We start from the raw sequence: 19,800 nt of genomic DNA, 5'->3' as shown, positions 1-19,800 counted from the left end.
CAGATGCTGATGCCGCGCAAGCCCCCGAAGGGCTTCCGCAAGCCGCACCACCCGGACCGCAGTGGCGCGTCCAAGGGTGGTAACCGGGTGGTGTTCGGCGAGTTCGGGATCCAGGCTCTCGAGCCGGCGTACGTGACGAACCGCCAGATCGAGTCGGCGCGTATCGCGATGACCCGCCACATCAAGCGTGGTGGCAAGGTCTGGATCACGATCTTCCCGGACCAGGCTCTCACCAAGAAGCCGGCCGAGACCCGGATGGGTTCCGGTAAGGGCTCGCCCGAGTGGTGGGTCGCCAACGTCAAGCCGGGGCGGGTTCTCTTCGAGATGTCCTTCCCCAACGAGCAGATCGCGCGAGAGGCGATGCGTCGCGCGATCCACAAGCTCCCGATGAAGTGCCGCATTGTTACGCGCGAAGTGGGTGAATCCTGATGGCAGCGGGCGTTAAGGCCTCCGAGCTGCGTGAGCTCTCCGAGGAGGAGCTGGTCACGAAGCTGCGCGAGGCCAAGGCGGAGCTGTTCAACCTCCGCGTGCAGGCCGCGACCGGCCAGCTGGACAACAACCGGCGGTTGCAGGTCATCCGTCGGGAGATCGCCCGGATCTACACGATCATGCGTGAGCGCGAGCTGGGTCTCTCGGCCGCGCCGACTGAGGTGACTGCATCATGAGCGAGAACACCACCACCGCCGCCGCGCGGGCCCGCCGCAAGGTGCGTGAGGGCCTCGTGGTCAGCGACAAGATGGAAAAGACCGTCGTCGTCGAGGTCGAGGACCGGGTCAAGCACGCGCTGTACGGCAAGATCATGCGTCGTACGCGCAAGTTGAAGGTGCACGACGAGCAGAACACCGCCGGCATCGGCGACCGGGTCATGATCATGGAGACCCGGCCGCTGTCCGCCACGAAGCGGTGGCGGATCGTGGAGATCCTGGAAAAGGCCAAGTAGCGAAGGCTCGAGCTCGCCCGGCGTCAGTCGGGCGCGGGTTCCGCCAGGCTCCGGCCGCCATGCGCGGCCGGAGAACCGGCAGACATAGGAGATAGACGTGATTCAGCAGGAGTCGCGACTGCGCGTCGCCGACAACACGGGTGCCCGGGAGATCCTGTGCATCCGGGTTCTCGGTGGCTCCGGTCGGCGCTACGCGAGTATCGGCGACGTCATCGTGGCCACCGTCAAGGACGCGATCCCGGGTGCCGGTGTGAAGAAGGGCGACGTCGTCAAGGCCGTCGTCGTTCGCACCGCCAAGGAGAGGCGGCGGCCGGACGGTTCGTACATCCGCTTCGACGAGAACGCCGCCGTCATCATCAAGGACGGCGGGGACCCGCGCGGTACCCGCATCTTCGGCCCGGTGGGCCGGGAGCTGCGGGACAAGCGGTTCATGAAGATCATCTCTCTCGCGCCGGAGGTGTTGTGACCGTGAAGGTCAAGAAGGGCGACACGGTCGTCGTCATCGCCGGCAAGGACAAGGGTGCCAAGGGTAAGGTCATCGCGGCCTACCCGCGGCAGGACAAGGTCCTGGTCGAGGGCGTGAACCGGGTCAAGAAGCACACCCGCATCAGCACCACCCAGCGTGGCGCCAAGACCGGTGGCATCGTCACCCAGGAGGCCCCGATCCACGTCTCGAACGTGCAGGTCCTGGACTCCGACGGCAAGCCGACCCGCGTCGGTTACCGGATCGACGACAACGGCCAGAAGGTCCGCATCGCGCGTAGCACCGGTAAGGACCTGTGATGACCACGGCTACCGAAACCAAGACCATGCCGCGCCTCAAGGAGCGGTACCGCAACGAGATCGTGGCGCAGCTGCAGGAGCAGCACCAGTTCGGCAACCCGATGCAGGTGCCGCGGCTCGTCAAGATCGTCGTCAACATGGGTGTCGGCGAGGCCGCCCGGGACGCCAAACTGATCGACGGCGCCGTCCGGGACCTGGCCACCATCACCGGCCAGAAGCCGCAGGTGCGGCGGGCGACCAAGTCCATCGCGCAGTTCAAGCTCCGCGAGGGCATGCCGATCGGCGCGAAGGTGACCCTCCGCGGCGACCGGATGTGGGAGTTCCTGGACCGGCTGCTCTCGATCGCGCTGCCGCGTATCCGTGACTTCCGCGGTCTGGACGGACGCAAGCTCGACGGGCACGGCAACTACACGTTCGGTCTGACCGAGCAGTCGGTGTTCCACGAGATCGACCAGGACAAGATCGATCGGCAGCGGGGCATGGACATCACGGTGGTCACGACCGCCACGACCGACGACGAGGGCCGGGCGCTGCTCAAGCTCCTGGGCTTCCCGTTCAAGGAGAACTGAGATGGCCAAGAAGGCGCTGATCATCAAGGCGGCCGCGAAGCCGAAGTTCTCGGTTCGCGCGTACACCCGCTGCCAGCGGTGCGGGCGTCCCAAGGCGGTCTACCGCAAGTTCGGTCTCTGCCGGGTCTGCATCCGGGAGATGGCCCACCGCGGTGAGCTGCCGGGCGTGTCCAAGGCTTCCTGGTAAGGGCGACCGCGTCCCGGCCTTCGGGCCGGGACCCCTTGCACCGATCACGTATTGCTCTTCGCCGTAGGCCCGGCGTGCATCGCCTCGGGAACCCCGGCGAGAAAGGCTGACGAAATCCATGACGATGACCGACCCGATCGCAGACATGCTCACGCGTCTGCGTAACGCCAACCAGGCGTACCACGACCAGGTGACGATGCCCTACTCGAAGATCAAGGCGAACATCGCCGAGGTCCTCAAGGCCGAGGGCTACATCGCCACCTGGTCGGTCGAGGAGCCCGAGGAGGGCGCCGTCGGCAAGCGACTGGTCGTCGAGCTGAAGTACGGCCAGAACCGGGAGCGGAGCCTGGCCGGCATCAAGCGAGTGTCCAAGCCCGGTCTGCGGGTTTACGCCAAGTCGGACGGGCTCCCGCGGGTGCTCGGCGGGCTGGGCGTGGCGATCATTTCGACGTCCCAGGGGCTGCTCACCGACCGGCAGGCCCGCAAGCGGAGCGTTGGCGGGGAAGTCCTCGCCTTCGTCTGGTAACGGGAGACAGGTAGAAATGTCGCGTATTGGACGTAAGTCGATCCCGGTGCCGACCGGCGTCGACATCACGATCGACGGGCAGACCGTCAAGGTCAAGGGCCCGAAGGGCGAGCTCTCGCACACCCTGGCCGAGCCGATCACGATCGACCGGGCCGAGGACGGGCAGCTGAACGTCAACCGCCCGAACGACGAGCGCAAGGCCAAGGAACTGCACGGCCTCAGCCGTACCCTGGTCGCCAACATGATCGTCGGCGTCACCGAGGGCTACCGCAAGAGCCTGGAGATCGCCGGCACCGGTTACCGCGTGACCGCCAAGGGCCAGGACCTGGAGTTCGCGCTCGGGTTCTCGCACCCGGTGCACGTGGCGGCGCCCGCCGGCATCACCTTCACGGTGGAGAGGCCGACGCTGTTCCACGTGGCCGGCATCGACAAGCAGCTCGTCGGTGAGGTTGCCGCCAACATCCGGAAGATCCGCCCGCCGGAGCCCTACAAGGGCAAGGGCGTGAAGTACCAGGGCGAGGTCATCCGCCGCAAGGCTGGAAAGGCAGGTAAGAAGTGAGCGCCACGCTGCTCAAGCGCCGCCGCGGCGTCGCCGCCAAGCGTGCCGTCGGGCGTGCGCGCCGGCACTTCCGGGTCCGCAAGAACGTCAGCGGCACCGCCGAGCGTCCCCGCCTCGTGGTCACCCGTTCCCTGCGGCACATCGTGGCCCAGATCGTGGACGACACCAAGGGTCACACCCTGGCGTCGGCCTCGACCCTGGACGCATCGCTGCGCGGCACGGAGGGCGACAAGAGCGCCCTGGCCGGCAAGGTCGGTGCCCTGCTCGCCGAGCGCGCCAAGGCCGCCGGCGTCTCCAAGGTCGTCTTCGACCGCGGTGGCAACCGGTACGCGGGGCGGGTCGCCGCGCTTGCCGACGCCGCCCGCGAAGCCGGGCTCGAGTTCTAGAAACCCCGTCACGAGAGAGAAGGAAGGCTGCTGATGCCAGGTCAACAGCGCCGTGGCGGCGGGTCCGGTGGCAACGAGGGTGGTCGCCGCGACAACCGCCGTGAGGGCGGCCGCGGAAACGCGCCCGTCGAGAAGACCCCGCACCTCGAGCGGGTCGTCGCGATCAACCGCGTCGCCAAGGTCGTGAAGGGCGGTCGTCGCTTCAGCTTCACCGCCCTGGTGATCGTGGGCGACGGCGACGGCACCGTCGGTGTGGGCTACGGAAAGGCCAAGGAGGTGCCCGCGGCGATCGCCAAGGGCGTCGAGGAGGCCAAGAAGCACTTCTTCAAGGTGCCGCGGATCGCCGCGTCGATCCCGCACCCGGTGACGGGTGAGGCCGCGGCCGGTGTGGTGCTGCTCAAGCCGGCGTCCGCCGGTACGGGTGTCATCGCCGGTGGCCCGGTGCGTGCCGTGCTGGAGTGCGCGGGTATCCACGACGTGCTCTCCAAGAGCCTCGGTTCGTCGAACCCGATCAACATCGTGCACGCCACCGTGGCGGCGCTGAAGGGGCTCGAGTCCCCCGAGGCCGTCGCCGCCCGTCGTGGCCTGCCGGTCGAGGACGTCGCGCCGGCCGCCATGCTGGCGTCGCGGGCGGGGGTGGCTTCCTGATGGCTCGCCTGAAGGTCACCCAGGTCCGGTCCGGGATCGGGACCAAGCAGAACCAGCGTGACTCGCTGCGTTCGCTCGGTCTCAAGCGGATCAACGACGTGGTGGTCAAGGAGGACCGTCCGGAGATCCGCGGCATGATCTTCACGGTCAACCACCTCGTGAAGGTCGAGGAGGTCGAGTAATGACGATCAAGGTCCACCACCTGCGCCCGGCGCCCGGTGCCAAGACCGCGAAGACCCGTGTGGGTCGCGGTGAGGGCTCCAAGGGCAAGACCGCCGGTCGCGGTACCAAGGGTTCCAAGGCCCGTAAGAACATCTCGGCGGCGTTCGAGGGTGGGCAGATGCCCATCCACATGCGCCTGCCGAAGATGAAGGGCTTCAAGAACAAGTTCAAGGTGGTCTTCCAGGTGGTCAACCTGGACCGGCTCGCCGAGCTGTTCCCGAACGGCGGCCAGGTCGGCCCGCTCGAGCTGGTCGAGGCCGGCGCGGTCCGCAAGGGCCACCCGGTCAAGGTCCTCGGCACCGGGGACCTGGGCGGGGTCGCTCTCCAGGTGTCGGCGCACGCGTTCAGCGCGTCGGCCAAGGAGAAGATCACCGCCGCCGGTGGCTCCGTCACCGAGCTGTAAGGGCTGCACGATCCACGGCGCCCGCTCAGTTGTCGCAACTGGGCGGGCGTCATGGTCTGCCTGGCACGTGTGCGCCGGGTAACATCGGATTCGGTTTATGTAGCCGGGCACATCTGCCCGGACGGGGATCGGGCTGTTAGAGTCCCTTCCCAGCCATGGATATCGGGCACTCGCCCGGCACCCAACCCGCCCCGCCAGGGATCACCGGCGGCCCGCCTCGCGCAGGAGGAAGAAGTTGCTGTCCGCCTTTCTCAGTGCGTTCCGTACGCCTGACCTGCGCAAGAAGCTGCTGTTCACAGTAGGCATCATCGCGGTCTACCGGCTCGGGGCGACGCTGCCCAGCCCGGGTGTCTCGTACGGCAACGTCCAGAAGTGCATCGACGCCATGGAGAACGGCTCCACGGGCGTGATGAACCTGCTCAACCTCTTCTCCGGCGGCGCGCTGCTGCAGCTCTCGGTCTTCGCGCTGGGCATCATGCCCTACATCACAGCGTCGATCATCCTGCAGCTGCTGACGGTGGTGATCCCCCGGCTGGAGCAGCTCCGCAAGGAGGGCCAGTCCGGCCAGGCGAAGATCACCCAGTACACCCGCTACCTGACCCTGGGCCTGGGTGTCCTCCAGGCGTCGGCGTTCGTGGCGCTGGCCCGCTCCGGGCAGCTCTTCAACAACCAGTGCGACCAGTTCCCGATCATCCCCGAGGGGACCGGGATCCCGGACTGGCTGACCCTCAGCCTCCTGGTCATGACGATGACCGCCGGCACCGGCGTGGTGATGTGGCTCGGTGAGCTGATCACCGACCGGGGCGTCGGCAACGGCATGTCCGTCCTGATCTTCACCTCGATCGCCGCCCGGCTCCCCAGCGAGGGCTGGCAGATCAAGCAGACCGGTGGCTGGGGCAAGTTCCTGCTCGTCATCGCGCTGGTCCTGGTGGTCATCACCGCGGTCACCTTCATCGAGCAGGCGCAGCGCCGGATCCCGGTGCAGTACGCCAAGCGCATGATCGGCCGGCGGATGTACGGCGGCACCTCGACCTACATCCCGCTGAAGGTCAACCAGGCGGGTGTCATCCCGGTCATCTTCGGCTCCTCGCTGCTCTACCTGCCCCAGCTGGCGCTGCAGTTCTTCGACCAGAACAACCCGGGCAAGACGCAGGCGTGGATCCAGAACAACCTGGTGGACCCGACCAGCCCGATCTACATCGCGGTCTACTTCCTGCTGATCATCTTCTTCACGTACTTCTACGTCTCGATCACGTTCAACCCGACCGAGGTCGCGGACAACATGAAGAAGTACGGCGGCTTCGTGCCGGGTATCCGCCCGGGCAAGCCGACCGCCGACTACCTCGACTTCATCCTCAGTCGGATCACGCTGCCGGGCGCCCTCTACCTGGGCATCATCTCGATCCTGCCGAACTTCTTCTTCATCTGGCTGGACAAGCAGCAGTACCTGAACTTCCCGTTCGGCGGCACCGCTGTGCTGATCATGGTCGGCGTCGGTCTGGAGACCACGAAGCAGATCGAGAGCCAACTCATGCAGCGGAACTACGAAGGGTTCCTGCGGTAGATGAGACTCGTTCTGGTTGGCCCGCCGGGTGCGGGCAAGGGCACGCAGGCCGAGTTCATCGCCGCGCACCTCTCGGTCCCGAAGATCTCGACCGGCGACATCTTCCGGTCGAACGTCTCGCAGGGCACCCCGCTCGGCGTCGAGGCGAAGCGCTACATGGACGCCGGTGAGCTGGTGCCCGACGAGGTCACCATCAACATGGTGCGGGACCGGCTCGCCGAGCCGGACGCCTCCGAGGGCTTCCTGCTCGACGGCTTCCCGCGCACGACGCCGCAGGCCGCCGCGCTGGACAAGCTCCTCGCCGACCTGGGCACCGCGCTGGACCTGGTGCTGGAGCTGGTCGTCGACGACGACGAGGTGATCCGGCGGCTCTCCGGTCGGCGTACCTGCCGGGGCTGCGGCAAGATCTGGCACGTCGAGTTCGACGCCACCTCGCGTGAGGGCATCTGCGACCGGTGCGGCGCCGAGCTGTTCCAGCGCGACGACGACAAGCCGGAGACCATCGCCACCCGCCTGCGCGAGTACGCGGACAAGACCGCGCCGCTGGTCGACTACTACGGCGCCCAGGGCAAGCTGGTGGGCATCGACGCCACCGGCCCGGTGGAGGACGTCACCGTCCGCGCCATCGACGCCCTGCGCTCGTACGGCGGCTGACGTCCCGCCGGGCTCCGGCGGATAGAGTGCGAAGAGCGGGGTACGCCTGACGTGCCCCGCTCTTCGGCATCTGCAACGAAAGGTAACGGCTCCATGCGTCGTCCCCAGCTGGACATCCAGCTGAAGACCCCTGACCAGATCGAGAAGATGCGGGCTGCCGGGCTGGTGGTCGCCGAGGCGCTGCGTCGGATGCGGGAGGCGGTCGCCCCAGGGGTCAGCACCGCCGACCTGGACGCCATCGCCGAGTCGACCATCCGCGAGGCCGGTGCCGTCCCCTCCTTCAAGGGCTACCACGGCTTTCCCGCGTCGATCTGCTCGTCGGTCAACGAGCAGGTCGTGCACGCCATCCCGTCGGCGCAGCAGGTGCTCCGCGACGGGGACATGATCTCCATCGACTGCGGTGCGGTGCTCGACGGCTGGCACGGCGACGCCGCCATCACCGTCGGGGTGGGCGAGGTCGAACCGGCGCTGCTGAAGATGGCGGCGGTGGCCGAGGACGCCATGTGGGCGGGCATCGCCGCAGCCGCTCGCGGCGCGGCCAGCGGCAAGGGCCGGCTCACCGACATCTCGCACGCCGTCGAGGACGCGGTCCGCAAGGGCGGGCGGTACGGCATCGTCGACGGCTACGGCGGGCACGGCATCGGCACCGAGATGCACCAGGACCCGCACGTGCTCAACCACGGGCGGCCGGGCAAGGGCCCGCGCCTGGTGCCGGGCATGGCGCTGGCCATCGAGCCGATGATCACGATGGGCTCGCCCCGGACGGTCGAGCTGTCCGACGGCTGGACCGTGATCACCCGCGACCGGTCGATGGCGGTGCACGTCGAGCACACGATGGCGCTGCTCCCGGACGGCGTCTGGGTGCTGACCGCGCCGGACGGCGGACGCGCCCGCCTGGGCGAGCTGGTCACCTCCCGCCAGCCCGCGGACTCGCCGGCTCGCTGAGCCCTCAGCAGCGCCCCGCCGGGCGCCGCGTCCCGTCCTCCCGCCCCCTGAGGCGCGCACCAGCCGCACGGAGGGGCCGGAGGGCGACGCGCACCGACCGCATCGAAAGCCTCGACGGCGACCGTCCCCAGGGCCCGGATGGGTGATCGCACCGAGGGCCTGGACGGCCACGCGCACCGAGGGCCCGGATGGGTGATGGCACCGAGGGCCTCGACGGCCACCCGACCCGAGGGCCCGGACGGCGACCGCCCCACGGGGACCCAACGGCGATGCGCACGGAGGGCCGGAGTCGCGGGGCCCGGCTGCGCGATGCCGGCCCGGCCCGCGTCCGGGATGCGGCGCGCCGCCGCCCCGACCGCCGGCCGGGGCTCCCGCCCGCGCCCCGGGCGCGCAGGGCGGGAGGGGCAGCGGCTGGTGGAGCGGTGGCATGCTTGCGGGCATGGAGGGACGCGACGGGATGCGGGCCGCCGACGCCGACCGCCAGGCGGTGGCGGAGCGGCTGCGGGTGGCCGTCGACGAGGGCCGGCTGGACCTGCACGAGTACGACGAGCGGTTGCAGCGGGCGTACGCCGCGCGCACGTACGGCGAGCTGGACGCGCTGGTGACCGACCTGCCGGCGCCGGCGTCCCCGGCGGCGTCGGAGCTCGCCACGCGGCCGGAGACCGTCCCGTCGCCGGCGGAGGGTGTCCGGTCGGCGGCGACCTCGTCGGTGGCGGCCCGGTGGCTGGTCGAGGTGTGGCTGCCGTACCTGCGGGTGGTGGCGATCACGGTGACCGTCTGGGCGGTGACGTCCGCGCTCTCCACGGATCTGCTCTACTTCTGGCCCGTCTGGGTGGCCGGGCCGTGGGGAGGGGTGCTCGTGGTGCGCACGGTCGCCGGCCTCGTCAGCGGGGAGCCGCGGCGCCAGGCTGAGCAGCGGGAGCGGCGACGCGAGCGCCGCCGGGCGAAGCGGGCGCGCAAGCGGGAGCTGGCTGCCGCCGAGGAGGGGAGCCGGGGGCCGGTGCGGGAGCTGCCGGCGGCCCAGCGGGAAGGCCGGCCCGGCGAGGCCGACGCCGAGGTGTGAATGGCCCGTTCCGTCCGGTTCGACGCACCGATTCCCGGCCGGTTTGGCGACGGCCCGCAGGCGGGCGTACACTTTCTGATCGGCGCACAGCGTCCACTCCGGCATGCCCACCCTGCGCTTCGGTGGGAGCCGGAGCCGCGGCTGGCGCGGGCAATCTGATCTTGATCGGTGGCCCGTGTAAGACGTTGTGGGCCGTCCGGAGTAACCGACGTCAGGACAGCGGAGGACATGCCGAAAAAAGACGGAGCCATCGAGATCGAGGGTCGGGTCATCGAGCCCCTGCCGAACGCCATGTTCCGGGTGGAGCTCGCGAACGGCCACAAGGTGCTGGCTCACATCAGCGGCAAGATGCGGCAGCACTACATCCGCATCCTGCCGGAAGACCGGGTCGTCGTCGAACTCTCGCCGTACGACCTGACCCGCGGGCGCATCGTCTACCGCTACAAGTAAGCCTGACGGCGGCCGGGACGTCCCCGTGTCCGTCTTCGACGTCCGGTGTCGCGCCTCGGCGCGTCGTCGGGCCAGATGGGAAGTAAGGCAACCGTGAAGGTCAAGCCGAGCGTCAAGAGGATCTGCAACAAGTGCCGGGTCATTCGCCGGCACGGCCGGGTCATGGTCATCTGCACCGACCCGCGCCACAAGCAGCGCCAGGGCTGAACCAGTTCCGGCCGGCCGTGTGACAACGGTCGGTCGAAATCGGTCCGGGCCGCAGATCCAGACACCGAATCACATGCTCGTCCCAGCCGCGGGCGGTGCGCATCGCGTACCTCATCGTGGTTGACCCCCGGTCGGAGGCCGGGGCCCGCTCGGGCAGCGACCGACCTGGTCGCCGGCGCACGACGCCGGTGACGGAACGGTCGGTAGCGGGGTGGGACGGGTCCACACCTCCGCCAGAACATCACGAGGAGTACGCCCGCACATGGCACGTCTAGTCGGCGTCGACCTCCCCCGCGAGAAGCGGATGGAGATCGCGCTCACCTACATCTTCGGCGTGGGTCGCACCCGGGCCCTGGAGACGCTCTCTGCCACCGGCATCTCGCCGGACAAGCGCGTCCGGGACCTCACGGACGAGGAGCTGGTCCAGCTCCGCAACCACATCGAGGGCAACTACAAGGTTGAAGGCGACCTGCGCCGCGAGGTCGCCGCTGACATCCGCCGCAAGGTCGAGATCGGCTGCTACGCGGGTATCCGGCACCGCCGGGGCCTGCCCGTTCGTGGCCAGCGGACCAAGACCAACGCGCGGACCCGCAAGGGCCCGAAGCGGACCGTGGCCGGCAAGAAGAAGCCCGGCAAGAAGTAACTAGGAGCGCACAGACTTATGCCACCGAAGGCTCGTGCCGGAGCCGCCGTCAAGAAGGTCCGGCGCAAGGAACGCAAGAACGTCGCCCACGGGCAGGCGCACATCAAGAGCACCTTCAACAACACCATCGTGTCCATCACGGACCCGACCGGTGCGGTCATCTCCTGGGCCTCCTCGGGCCAGGTGGGCTTCAAGGGCTCCCGCAAGTCGACTCCGTTCGCCGCGCAGCTGGCCGCCGAGGCCGCCGCGCGTCGGGCCATGGAGCACGGCATGCGCAAGGTCGACGTGTTCGTGAAGGGCCCCGGCTCCGGCCGGGAGACCGCCATCCGTTCGCTGCAGGCCGCCGGGCTGGAGGTCGGGCAGATCTCCGACGTCACGCCGCAGCCGCACAACGGGTGCCGTCCGCCGAAGCGTCGCCGGGTCTGAGAGGTTAGAGAGAGATGGCTCGTTACACCGGTGCTGACTGCCGCCGTTGCCGGCGGGAGAAGATGAAGCTGTTCCTCAAGGGCAGCAAGTGCGATGGTCCGAAGTGCCCGTTCGAGTCCCGGCCGTTCCCGCCCGGGCAGCACGGCCGCGGCCGCACGAAGGAGACGGAGTACCTGCTCCAGCTCCGTGAGAAGCAGAAGGCCCGCCGCGTGTACGGCGTGCTGGAGAAGCAGTTCCGCGGCTACTACGAAGAGGCCGTGGGCAAGAAGGCCAAGACCGGTGAGGTTCTCCTGCAGATCCTCGAGTCGCGGCTGGACAACGTGGTCTACCGGGCCGGCTACGCCAAGTCCCGGGACATGGCCCGCCAGCTCGTCAAGCACGGTCACTTCACCGTGAACGGCAAGAAGGTCGACATCCCGTCGTTCCGCGTCAAGGAGCACGACATCATCGAGGTCCGGGGCAAGAGCAAGGAGCTCACCCCGTTCATCGTGGCGCAGGCCGAGGCCGGCTCGAAGTCGGTTCCGGCGTGGCTGGAGGCTATCCCCAGCCAGATGAAGGTGCTCGTGCACTCGCTCCCGGCCCGTCAGGTCATCGACACGCAGGTCCAGGAGCAGCTGATCGTCGAGCTCTACTCCAAGTAGTCGGAGCTCGTTGCGGTGGCCCGCCCTTCCGGGGCGGGCCACCGGAACAGTTTGTCGTGGGCGTCATATGGCGGGCGCCCCGGAAGAGAAGAGAAGACATGCTCATCAGCCAGCGACCGACTCTCTCCGAGGAGTCGATCAACGAGACCCGGTCCCGGTTCACCATCGAGCCGCTGGAGCCGGGCTTCGGGTACACCCTGGGCAACTCGCTGCGGCGCACGCTGCTGTCGTCGATCCCGGGTGCGGCGGTCACCTCGATCAAGATCGACGGCGTGCTGCACGAGTTCACCACGATCCCCGGCGTCAAGGAGGACGTGGTCGAGCTCGTCATGAACATCAAGGAGCTGTGCGTCAGCTCCGAGCACGACGAGCCGGTCAGCATGTACCTGCGCAAGCAGGGCCCGGGCGACGTGACGGCGGGCGACATCCAGCCGCCGGCCGGCGTCTCGGTGCACAACCCGGACCTGAAGCTCGCCACCCTCAACGGCAAGGGCCGGCTCGACATGGAGCTGACCGTCGAGCGGGGTCGCGGCTACGTCACCGCGGCGCAGAACAAGCAGGCCGGCGCCGAGATCGGCCGGATCCCGGTCGACTCGATCTACTCGCCGGTGCTGAAGGTGACGTACCGCGTCGAGGCGACCCGTGTCGAGCAGCGGACCGACTTCGACCGGCTGATCATCGACGTCGAGACCAAGCCGTCGATGGGCCCGCGTACCGCGCTGGCCTCCGCCGGCTCGACGCTGGTGGAGCTGTTCGGTCTGGCCCGGGAGCTGGACGAGACCGCCGAGGGCATCGACATCGGGCCGTCCCCGCAGGACGCCCAGCTCGCGGCCGACCTGGCGCTGCCGATCGAGGAGCTGGACCTGACCGTCCGCTCCTACAACTGCCTCAAGCGCGAGGGCATCAACTCCGTTGGTGAGCTCATCGGGCGTACCGAGGCCGACCTCCTCGACATCCGCAACTTCGGTCAGAAGTCGATCGACGAGGTCAAGATGAAGCTCGCCGGGATGGGTCTGGGGCTGAAGGACTCGGCCCCGAACTTCGACCCGGCGCACGTCGTGGACGCCTTCGGCGAGGCCGACTACGACACCGACGACTATCGCGAGACCGAGCAGCTCTAGTCCGCGCTGCCGCCACACCTGAGGAGCACCAAGCATGCCCACGCCCACCAAGGGCCCCCGCCTCGGCGGCAGCCCCGCGCACGAGCGGCTGATGCTGGCCAACCTGGCCACTGCGCTGTTCCAGCACGGCAAGATCAAGACCACCGAGACGAAGGCCCGGCGGCTGCGTCCGCTGGCCGAGCAGCTCATCACCAAGGCCAAGCGCGGCGACCTGGCGTCCCGCCGGCGGGTGCTGGGCGTCGTCAAGGACAAGGACGTGGTCTACGCCCTGTTCGACCAGATCGCCCCCCGGTTCGCCACCCGCAACGGTGGCTACACCCGGATCGTGAAGACCGGTCCGCGCAAGGGTGACAACGCGCCGATGGCGATCATCGAGCTGGTCGAGGAGCTTCAGGTCGCCGAGCCGAAGGCGAACAAGAAGACCGCCGCCCGCAAGGCCGCGCAGCAGGACAAGGTCGAGGCGCTCGCCCCGGCCGAGGAGGCCCCGAAGTCGAACTCGGGCGACCAGGACGCCGAGGCGCCCGTGTCGGCGTCCGGCGACACCGCCGCCGCCCGCGAGGACAGCGACGAGGCCGGCGAGAACGACAAGGCCTGATCCAGGCCACCGTCGGGCCCGGCACCCCTTCGTGGGGTGCCGGGCCCGACCCGTGAGGCGGAGGTACGAGTGGACGAGCGCACCCGGCTGCGGCTGGACGTCGCGTACGACGGGTCGGGCTTCTCCGGCTGGGCCGCCCAGCCCACCCGGCGCACGGTCGCCGGGGTGCTCGTGGAGACCCTCGACCTGGTCCTCGGCGCGGGTACGGCGACCGGCCTGACCGTGGCGGGCCGCACGGACGCCGGGGTGCACGCCACCGGGCAGGTCTGCCACCTCGACCTGCCGGCCGCCGTGTGGCGGGAGCACGACGGGCGGCTGCTGCGCCGACTGGCCCGGCTGCTCCCCACCGACGTCCGGGTACGCGCGATGGCCGAGGTGCCCGCCGACTTCGACGCCCGGTTCTCGGCCACCTTCCGCCGCTACGAGTACCGCGTGACCGACGCGCCGTGGGGCGCCGAGCCGCTGCGCCGGCACGAGATCCTGGCCTGGCCGAAGCCGCTGGACCTGGCCGCGCTGAACGCCGCCGCGGCGGGGCTGGTGGGGGAGCACGACTTCGCCGCGTACTGCCGGCGCAAGGAGAACGCCACCACGCTGCGCGAGGTGACCCGGCTGGACTGGCGGCGGGACCCGGACGGGGTCCTCGTGGCCACCGTGCAGGCCGACGCGTTCTGCCAGGCGATGGTGCGCAGCCTCGTCGGTGCCATGCTGGTCGCCGGCGACGGGCGCCGACCGGCCGAGTGGCCGGGCAGCCTGCTGGCCCGCCGGGAACGCTCCAGCGAGGTGACCGTGGCACCGGCGCACGGGCTGACCCTGGTCGCCGTCGGCTACCCCGAGGACCCGGCCGAGTACGCCCGCCGCGCCGAGGCGACCCGGCAGCTGCGCGTACCCGTGGAGGGCTGACCGCCCGGTCCGGCCCAGGCCCCGGCACCCGGCCAGCATCGTCGAGCGTCAAGGAGTGGAAGCCGTGCAGGAACCTCGCCGTGTACGGGACCTCGGCATCGTCGTCGGGACGCTGCCGACGGGCCCGCTGAACGCCGTCACCGACGTGCCCGGCGTACGGGTGGGCCACACCACGCTGGTCGACGGGGACAGCATCCGCAGCGGGGTGACGGCGATCGTCCCGGACCAGCTGACCGACCGTCGGTCGCTGCCGGCAGGGCTGTTCGTGGGCAACGGGCACGGCAAGATGGTCGGCTCGACCCAGGTGGCCGAGCTGGGCGAGATCGAGACGCCCGTGGTGCTGACCGCGACGCTGTCGACGTTCCGGGCCGCGGACGCGCTGCTCACGTACATGCTCGGGCAGCCGGGCCGGGAGACGGTGGAGTCGCTGAACCCGGTGGTGGCGGAGACCAACGACGGGTTCCTGTCCGACATCCGGGCGCGGCCGGTGCGGGAGCAGCACGTCCTCGCGGCGCTGGCGGAGGCCCGCGGCGGACTGCCCGCGGAGGGTGCCGTCGGCGCCGGTACGGGCACGGCGGCCCTCGGCTTCAAGGCCGGCATCGGCATGTCCTCGCGGCTCGCCACGACCTCCCGTGGCGCCGTGACCGTCGGTGTGCTCGTGCAGTCCAACTTCTCCGGCCTGCTACAGGTGTGCGGGGTGCCGATCCGGCCCGGGCAGGTGGGGGTGCCGAGCCTGTCGCTGCCGGTCCGGCCGGAGCAGCCGGGGAACTCCTGCGTCATCGTGGTCGCCACGGACGGCCGCCTCGACGCGCGGCAACTGGGTCGGGTGGCCCGCCGGGCCGTCTTCGCCATGGCGCGGGTCGGTTCGGACTTCGCCGGCGGCAGCGGCGACTACGCCCTGGCGTTCTCCACCGCCGACACGCAGGCGCCGACGCCGACGGCGCCGGAGTCCGACCTGGAGCCGGTCTTCGCGGCGGTGCTGGAGGCCACGGAGGAGGCACTGCTGAACTCGCTGTTCATGGCGCGCACCACCGTCGGAGTCAAGGGGCGGGTCAAGTACGCGGTCCCGCACGACCGGATGCTCGACCTGTTACGGGCACACCGGGTCGAGCTCCGGACGTAGGCGGCCGGTGGCGGGACGCGGAACGGGTACGCGGCCGTGTGGCCCACGTACCCGTTGCGCGCGCTCGCTGTCGCGGCCCGGTCAGTCGCCCCCGTCCTGCCTGCCGGTGTCGCTCGCGCCCTCGTCGGTCGGCTGGCCGGCCGTGCCGCCGTCCGCCCGGCGCTCCAGTACGCCCCGGTTGAGGTGGAGCTCGATCATGTCGAAGAGGATCTCCCGGGCCTTCGTGTCGCCGGACCTGATCGTCTCGCCGTCGCTGCGGGTGACCACCGCGTACGCGAGGTAGTGGCCGCGCACCTGCCAGCCGACGCGGGCCGGCGCGGTGGCGATCGCCGCGCTGTCCTCGTCGGCCGCCATGCCCCGGAACCGGCCCTCCCGCTCGTCGAGCAGGAGCCGGATCCGGTCCCGTGCGCGTTCGGCGTTGGTCCGGTCGGTCAGGTTGAACAAGCCGGTGGTGACGAGGTGGCCGCCGTCGGGCGTCCGCAGCGTGGCCCGGACCACCTGGGTGCAGCCGAGGCGGACCAGCAGGTCGGCGACCTCCCCGGTGGCCGCCACCGCGCAGGCGGCGCTGGACTGGCTCTTCAACACCTTGTAGGCGGGCTCCCCGTCCGCGACGACGAGCTGCTTGCCGGGGAAGAGTTCCTTGGCGGTCAACGGCGCCTGGTCGGTGTCCCGCGAGTCGAGCGGCTGCGCCCCGACGTCGGCGGACTCGGCCGCCTCCGGCCGGGAGGTGGGCGTGTTCTGCGGCGTCCCGTTGCGCTCGGCCAGCAGAGCGGCGGCACCGAGGCCGCAGAGCGCGAGCAGCGCGAGGACGGCCGCGCCGCCGACCACGACCTGCCACCACCTGCCGCCGCCACCCCGCTGCGATCGCCCGGCAGACGGCGGCGGCTCGACCGGCGCGGCCGGCTCGACCGGCGGAGGGGGCTCGACCGGCGCGGGCGGCCGGGCCGGCGCCTGCCCCTCGACGGGCGTGCGCACGTGGGCGGACGGCGGTGGCGACACCTGCGCCGCGGCGCGGACCGGCTCCGGCGCGGCGGGCGGCGGCGACACCTGCGCCGCGGCGCGGACCGGGTCCGGCGCGGCGGCGGGCAGCGCGACCCGGTTGGCGCGGGGGAGCGACGGCGTCGGGAAGCGGGACGGGGAGGGGCCGGCGGGGGGAGGCGGACCAGCACCGAGCACCGGCCCGTCGGACCCGGGCTCCGGGTACTCCATGAATGCGTCCTCATCGGACTCGTACCGATACACCATGCCGCCCAGAGTAGGAGGCATTGTCCCTTTAGGTGCGAATAATGGGAAATTGTGGGCAGAGTCGTTTCGGCACGTGCTGGGCACCCGCGCCGCCGGGCCTGTGCCGAGCGGTGCCGTGCCGGGTCCGCGACGGCGTGGCCGGCGGCGGTGCGAGAATTGCCGGCGTGACCGGCGAACACTACTTCACCGCTGAGCCCACGACCGCCGCCAACCCGCGCGAGGTCGAGTTCTCCGTCGCCGGCCGCGACTACACCCTGGCCTCCTCCGCCGGCGTCTTCTCCGCCGGCCGCCTCGACCCCGGCACGGCGGTGCTGCTACGCAAGGCCGAGCTGCCGACCGCCGGGGCCACCGGCGCCCTGCTCGACCTCGGCTGCGGCTTCGGCCCGATCACCTGCGTACTCGCGGATTCCGCCCCCACGGCGACCGTGTGGGCCGTCGACGTCAACGAACGGGCCCGGGAACTCACCGCGGCCAACGCCGCGCGGGTCGGCGCGGCCGACCGGGTACGCGTCGCCACGCCGGACGACGTACCCGCCGAGCTGACCTTCGCCGAGATCTGGTCCAACCCCCCGATCCACGTCGGCAAGGACGAGCTGCACGCGATCCTGCTGCGCTGGCTGCCCCGGCTCGCCCCGGACGGCGTCGCCTGGCTGGTGGTGGCCCGCTATCTCGGCGGGGACTCGTTGCAGCGCTGGCTGGTCGAGCAGGGCTGGCAGGTGGGGCGGCACGCGAGCCAGAAGGGCTACCGGGTGCTGCGGGTCACCCGGTAATTGATTGGGCCGCCCGGCCCGGGCTCGGGCAGGATGCCGACGTGGGATACGTGGACGTGGCGGCGGTCGGGCACATCCTTCCCGACGGCCGGGAACTCTTCTCCGACGTGTCGTTCCGGGTCGGTGAGGGCGCCAAGGTGGCCCTGGTCGGGCCGAACGGCGCGGGCAAGACGACGTTGCTGCGGATGGTCGCCGGCGACCTGCCGGTGAAGACCGGCGCGATCGCGCGCGCCGGCGGGCTGGGCGTGATGCGCCAGTTCATCGGGATGATCGGCGACGAGTCGACGCTGGCCGACCTGGCCCTGTCGCTGGCCCCGCCCGTGCTGCGCGACGCCGGCCGCCGGCTGGTCGAGACCGAGGGGGCCATGCGCGCCGCCGAGGTCCGCGGCAAGTACAGCACCGCCGCCGGCAAGGCCCAGCTCGCGTACGCGGACGCGCTCGCGGCCTGGGGCGAGGTCGGCGGGTACGACGCCGAGGTGCTCTTCGACACGGTCGCCACCATCGTGCTCGGCCTGCCCTGGGAGAGCGCCCGGGAACGACCCGTCCGGACCCTGTCCGGCGGTCAGCAGAAGCGCTTCGCCCTCGAACTGCTGCTGCGCGGCCCCGACGAGGTGCTGCTCCTCGACGAGCCGGACAACTTCCTCGACGTGCCGGGCAAACGGTGGCTGGAAGGGCGGCTGCGGGAGTCGACCAAGTCGGTGCTCTACGTCTCGCACGACCGGGAACTGCTCGCCCAGACCGCCGACCGGGTGGTCGCCGTGGAGGGCGGCAGCGCCTGGGTGCACCCGGGCGGCTTCGCGAGCTGGCACTCCGCCCGGCTGGCCCGGCACGCCCGCCTCGACGAGCTACGCAGGCGGTGGGACGAGGAACACCAGAAGCTGCGCGAGCTGATGCTGATGTACAAGCAGAAGGCCGCGTACAACGACGGGCTGGCGTCGCGCTACCAGGCCGCGCAGACCCGGTTGCGCAAGTTCGAGGAGGCCGGGCCGCCGCCCGTACCGCCGAAGGACCAGGACATCCGGATGCAGCTCACCGGCGGGCGGACCGGTAAGCGCGCGGTGATCTGCGAGCAGCTGGAGCTCGACGGCCTGACCTTCCCGTTCGACCTGGAGATCTGGTACGGCGACCGGGTCGCGGTGCTCGGCGCCAACGGCACGGGCAAGTCGCACTTCCTGCGGCTGCTCGCCCGGGGTGGCACGGACCCCGACCCGGCCAACGGGCCGGTCGACGGCGCCGCCGCGCTCGCGCCGGTGGTGCACGACGGGGTGGCCCGGCTCGGCGCGCGCGTGCGCCCCGGGCACTTCTCCCAGACCCACGACCGGCCGGAACTGATGACGAAGACCCTCGTCGAGATCCTCTGGCGGGGCGACGAGCACCGGACCGGCATGGACCGGCACGCCGCGATGGCGGCGCTGAGCCGGTACGAGCTGGCGGGGCAGGGCGACCAGCGCTTCGGCACGCTCTCCGGCGGCCAGCAGGCGCGCTTCCTGGTGCTGCTGCTGGAGCTGTCCGGCGCGACGCTGCTGCTGCTCGACGAGCCCACCGACAACCTCGACCTGGCCTCGGCGGAGGCGCTGGAGGCCGGGCTGACCGCGTTCGAGGGGACGGTGGTGGCGGTGACCCACGACCGCTGGTTCACCCGCACCTTCGACCGGTTCGTGCTCTTCCGGGGCGACAACGAGGTGGTGGAGACGCCGGAGCCGGTCTGGGACGTGGCGTGATCCCCGCCGACCTGGCCGCCCGCCTCTGCGCGGTCGACGGCGTCGTCGCCGTCGCGCTCGGCGGCAGCCGGGCCCGGGGCGAGCACCGGAACGACTCCGACTGGGACCTCGGCCTCTACTACCGGGGCGAGCTGGACGTGCCGGGGCTGCTGGCCGTCGCCGCGTCGGTGGCCGACGAGGCGGTCGAGTTGACCCCGCCCGGTGGGTGGGGGCCCTGGGTCGACGGCGGCGGATGGCTGCGGATCGGCGGGGCGGCCGTCGACTGGATCTACCGCGACCTCGACCGGGTGCACCGGATCTGGGCCGACTGCCGGGCCGGCCGCTACGAGGTCGGCGTGCAGGCCGGGCACCCGCTCGGCTTCTACTCGCCCGCCTACGCCGGCGAGGTGGCGTACTGCCGGGTGCTCGGCGACCCGACCGGTGAGCTGACCGCGCTGCGGGAGGAGACGCTCGCGTACCCGCGCCCTGGCCGACGCCCTGACCGCCGGCGGCTGGGAGGCCCCGTTCCT

29 protein-coding genes and 1 pseudogene are annotated in these 19,800 nt (G+C 70.8%); 29 read left to right on the top strand and 1 reads right to left on the bottom strand.

Annotation, left to right across the window (positions count from 1 at the left end; genetic code table 11):
- The first annotated feature begins 3 nt into the window (after positions 1-3).
- The 26 genes from rplP to RM555_RS06035 all read left to right on the top strand — a co-directional run bounded on the left by rplP (position 4) and on the right by RM555_RS06035 (position 15,555).
- A complete protein-coding gene (gene rplP / locus RM555_RS06160; RefSeq protein WP_007465292.1) occupies positions 4-429 on the top strand; it encodes a 50S ribosomal protein L16 in 426 nt (141 codons plus the stop codon).
- The gene (gene rpmC / locus RM555_RS06155; protein ID WP_007073028.1) at positions 429-665 is read left to right on the top strand and encodes a 50S ribosomal protein L29; all 237 of its coding nucleotides are present in this window, start codon (positions 429-431) and stop codon (positions 663-665) included. Before rplP ends, rpmC begins: the two co-directional genes overlap by 1 nt.
- The gene (gene rpsQ, locus RM555_RS06150; RefSeq protein ID WP_151453331.1) at positions 662-940 is read left to right on the top strand and encodes a 30S ribosomal protein S17; all 279 of its coding nucleotides are present in this window, start codon (positions 662-664) and stop codon (positions 938-940) included. Before rpmC ends, rpsQ begins: the two co-directional genes overlap by 4 nt.
- A 97-nt stretch (positions 941-1,037) precedes the next feature.
- Complete coding sequence (gene rplN, locus RM555_RS06145; protein WP_007465279.1) at positions 1,038-1,406, top strand: 50S ribosomal protein L14; 369 nt, start codon at positions 1,038-1,040, stop codon at positions 1,404-1,406.
- A complete protein-coding gene (rplX, locus tag RM555_RS06140; protein ID WP_007465276.1) occupies positions 1,403-1,723 on the top strand; it encodes a 50S ribosomal protein L24 in 321 nt (106 codons plus the stop codon). The genes rplN and rplX overlap by 4 nt, the downstream gene beginning before the upstream one ends.
- Positions 1,723-2,292 (top strand): 50S ribosomal protein L5, encoded by a 570-nt coding sequence (rplE, locus tag RM555_RS06135; protein WP_132230905.1) that lies wholly within the window; start codon positions 1,723-1,725, stop codon positions 2,290-2,292. Before rplX ends, rplE begins: the two co-directional genes overlap by 1 nt.
- A 1-nt stretch (position 2,293) precedes the next feature.
- Positions 2,294-2,479: a type Z 30S ribosomal protein S14 gene (locus RM555_RS06130; RefSeq protein WP_007465272.1), complete on the top strand. Its 186-nt coding sequence runs from the start codon at positions 2,294-2,296 to the stop codon at positions 2,477-2,479.
- A 118-nt stretch (positions 2,480-2,597) separates the two neighbouring features.
- On the top strand, positions 2,598-3,005 hold the full coding sequence (gene rpsH, locus RM555_RS06125; RefSeq protein WP_073828943.1) for a 30S ribosomal protein S8: 408 nt from the start codon (positions 2,598-2,600) through the stop codon (positions 3,003-3,005).
- 16 nt (positions 3,006-3,021) lie between these two features.
- A complete protein-coding gene (gene rplF, locus RM555_RS06120; protein ID WP_311410826.1) occupies positions 3,022-3,564 on the top strand; it encodes a 50S ribosomal protein L6 in 543 nt (180 codons plus the stop codon).
- Entirely contained in the window at positions 3,561-3,950 is a 390-nt protein-coding gene (gene rplR / locus RM555_RS06115; RefSeq protein ID WP_088998360.1) for a 50S ribosomal protein L18, read from the top strand. Before rplF ends, rplR begins: the two co-directional genes overlap by 4 nt.
- 33 nt (positions 3,951-3,983) lie before the next feature.
- Positions 3,984-4,598 carry a 30S ribosomal protein S5 gene (gene rpsE / locus RM555_RS06110; RefSeq protein WP_132230907.1) on the top strand — a complete coding sequence of 205 codons (615 nt, stop codon included), beginning with the start codon at positions 3,984-3,986 and terminating at the stop codon, positions 4,596-4,598.
- Positions 4,598-4,780, top strand: coding sequence for a 50S ribosomal protein L30 (gene rpmD / locus RM555_RS06105; protein WP_074314584.1), 183 nt, complete (start codon positions 4,598-4,600; stop codon positions 4,778-4,780). Before rpsE ends, rpmD begins: the two co-directional genes overlap by 1 nt.
- Entirely contained in the window at positions 4,780-5,223 is a 444-nt protein-coding gene (rplO, locus tag RM555_RS06100) for a 50S ribosomal protein L15 (protein WP_121399885.1), read from the top strand. Before rpmD ends, rplO begins: the two co-directional genes overlap by 1 nt.
- 235 nt (positions 5,224-5,458) lie before the next feature.
- On the top strand, positions 5,459-6,787 hold the full coding sequence (secY, locus tag RM555_RS06095) for a preprotein translocase subunit SecY (protein ID WP_132230908.1): 1,329 nt from the start codon (positions 5,459-5,461) through the stop codon (positions 6,785-6,787).
- The gene (locus RM555_RS06090; protein WP_091627746.1) at positions 6,788-7,441 is read left to right on the top strand and encodes an adenylate kinase; all 654 of its coding nucleotides are present in this window, start codon (positions 6,788-6,790) and stop codon (positions 7,439-7,441) included. It abuts the gene before it with no gap.
- A 93-nt stretch (positions 7,442-7,534) separates the two neighbouring features.
- Complete coding sequence (gene map, locus RM555_RS06085) at positions 7,535-8,386, top strand: type I methionyl aminopeptidase (RefSeq protein ID WP_311410825.1); 852 nt, start codon at positions 7,535-7,537, stop codon at positions 8,384-8,386.
- Positions 8,387-8,825: 439 nt separating this feature from the next.
- Complete coding sequence (locus RM555_RS06080) at positions 8,826-9,449, top strand: DUF1707 SHOCT-like domain-containing protein (RefSeq protein WP_311410824.1); 624 nt, start codon at positions 8,826-8,828, stop codon at positions 9,447-9,449.
- Positions 9,450-9,677: 228 nt separating this feature from the next.
- Positions 9,678-9,899 (top strand): translation initiation factor IF-1, encoded by a 222-nt coding sequence (infA, locus tag RM555_RS06075; protein WP_007073013.1) that lies wholly within the window; start codon positions 9,678-9,680, stop codon positions 9,897-9,899.
- A 93-nt stretch (positions 9,900-9,992) separates the two neighbouring features.
- Positions 9,993-10,106 carry a 50S ribosomal protein L36 gene (gene rpmJ / locus RM555_RS06070; protein WP_012184307.1) on the top strand — a complete coding sequence of 38 codons (114 nt, stop codon included), beginning with the start codon at positions 9,993-9,995 and terminating at the stop codon, positions 10,104-10,106.
- Between the two features lie 262 nt (positions 10,107-10,368).
- Positions 10,369-10,749 (top strand): 30S ribosomal protein S13, encoded by a 381-nt coding sequence (gene rpsM / locus RM555_RS06065; protein ID WP_088998365.1) that lies wholly within the window; start codon positions 10,369-10,371, stop codon positions 10,747-10,749.
- 18 nt (positions 10,750-10,767) lie between these two features.
- Positions 10,768-11,175, top strand: coding sequence for a 30S ribosomal protein S11 (gene rpsK / locus RM555_RS06060; RefSeq protein ID WP_014440747.1), 408 nt, complete (start codon positions 10,768-10,770; stop codon positions 11,173-11,175).
- A 14-nt stretch (positions 11,176-11,189) separates the two neighbouring features.
- Positions 11,190-11,816: a 30S ribosomal protein S4 gene (gene rpsD / locus RM555_RS06055; RefSeq protein WP_132230910.1), complete on the top strand. Its 627-nt coding sequence runs from the start codon at positions 11,190-11,192 to the stop codon at positions 11,814-11,816.
- 98 nt (positions 11,817-11,914) lie between these two features.
- Positions 11,915-12,937, top strand: a complete 1,023-nt coding sequence (locus RM555_RS06050) for a DNA-directed RNA polymerase subunit alpha (RefSeq protein ID WP_013735931.1) — start codon at positions 11,915-11,917, stop codon at positions 12,935-12,937.
- Between the two features lie 34 nt (positions 12,938-12,971).
- On the top strand, positions 12,972-13,532 hold the full coding sequence (rplQ, locus tag RM555_RS06045; RefSeq protein ID WP_132230911.1) for a 50S ribosomal protein L17: 561 nt from the start codon (positions 12,972-12,974) through the stop codon (positions 13,530-13,532).
- Between the two features lie 69 nt (positions 13,533-13,601).
- Positions 13,602-14,432, top strand: a complete 831-nt coding sequence (gene truA, locus RM555_RS06040; RefSeq protein WP_311410823.1) for a tRNA pseudouridine(38-40) synthase TruA — start codon at positions 13,602-13,604, stop codon at positions 14,430-14,432.
- A 64-nt stretch (positions 14,433-14,496) separates the two neighbouring features.
- On the top strand, positions 14,497-15,555 hold the full coding sequence (locus RM555_RS06035; RefSeq protein WP_311410822.1) for a P1 family peptidase: 1,059 nt from the start codon (positions 14,497-14,499) through the stop codon (positions 15,553-15,555).
- Between the two features lie 81 nt (positions 15,556-15,636).
- Here the strand turns inward: RM555_RS06035 and RM555_RS06030 are convergent, their stop codons facing one another.
- Positions 15,637-16,800 carry a hypothetical protein gene (locus RM555_RS06030; protein ID WP_311410821.1) on the bottom strand — a complete coding sequence of 388 codons (1,164 nt, stop codon included), beginning with the start codon at positions 16,798-16,800 and terminating at the stop codon, positions 15,637-15,639.
- 164 nt (positions 16,801-16,964) lie between these two features.
- Between RM555_RS06030 and RM555_RS06025 the strand changes: the two genes are divergently transcribed.
- From RM555_RS06025 to RM555_RS06015, 3 genes and pseudogenes are all read left to right on the top strand, one after another.
- On the top strand, positions 16,965-17,570 hold the full coding sequence (locus tag RM555_RS06025) for a class I SAM-dependent methyltransferase (protein WP_311410820.1): 606 nt from the start codon (positions 16,965-16,967) through the stop codon (positions 17,568-17,570).
- Between the two features lie 41 nt (positions 17,571-17,611).
- Positions 17,612-19,291 (top strand): ABC-F family ATP-binding cassette domain-containing protein, encoded by a 1,680-nt coding sequence (locus tag RM555_RS06020; protein WP_311410819.1) that lies wholly within the window; start codon positions 17,612-17,614, stop codon positions 19,289-19,291.
- Positions 19,288-19,374, top strand: a pseudogene (locus tag RM555_RS06015) (DNA polymerase subunit beta); the annotation flags it as partial. The gene RM555_RS06020 and the pseudogene RM555_RS06015, both read left to right, overlap by 4 nt.
- Between the last annotated feature and the right edge of the window lie 426 nt (positions 19,375-19,800).

The organism is Micromonospora reichwaldensis (genome assembly GCF_031845925.1).
Classification (GTDB): domain Bacteria; phylum Actinomycetota; class Actinomycetes; order Mycobacteriales; family Micromonosporaceae; genus Micromonospora; species Micromonospora reichwaldensis.
Note: the sequence above shows the minus strand (reverse complement) of the source record. Positions and strands in the feature narration are given on the sequence as shown.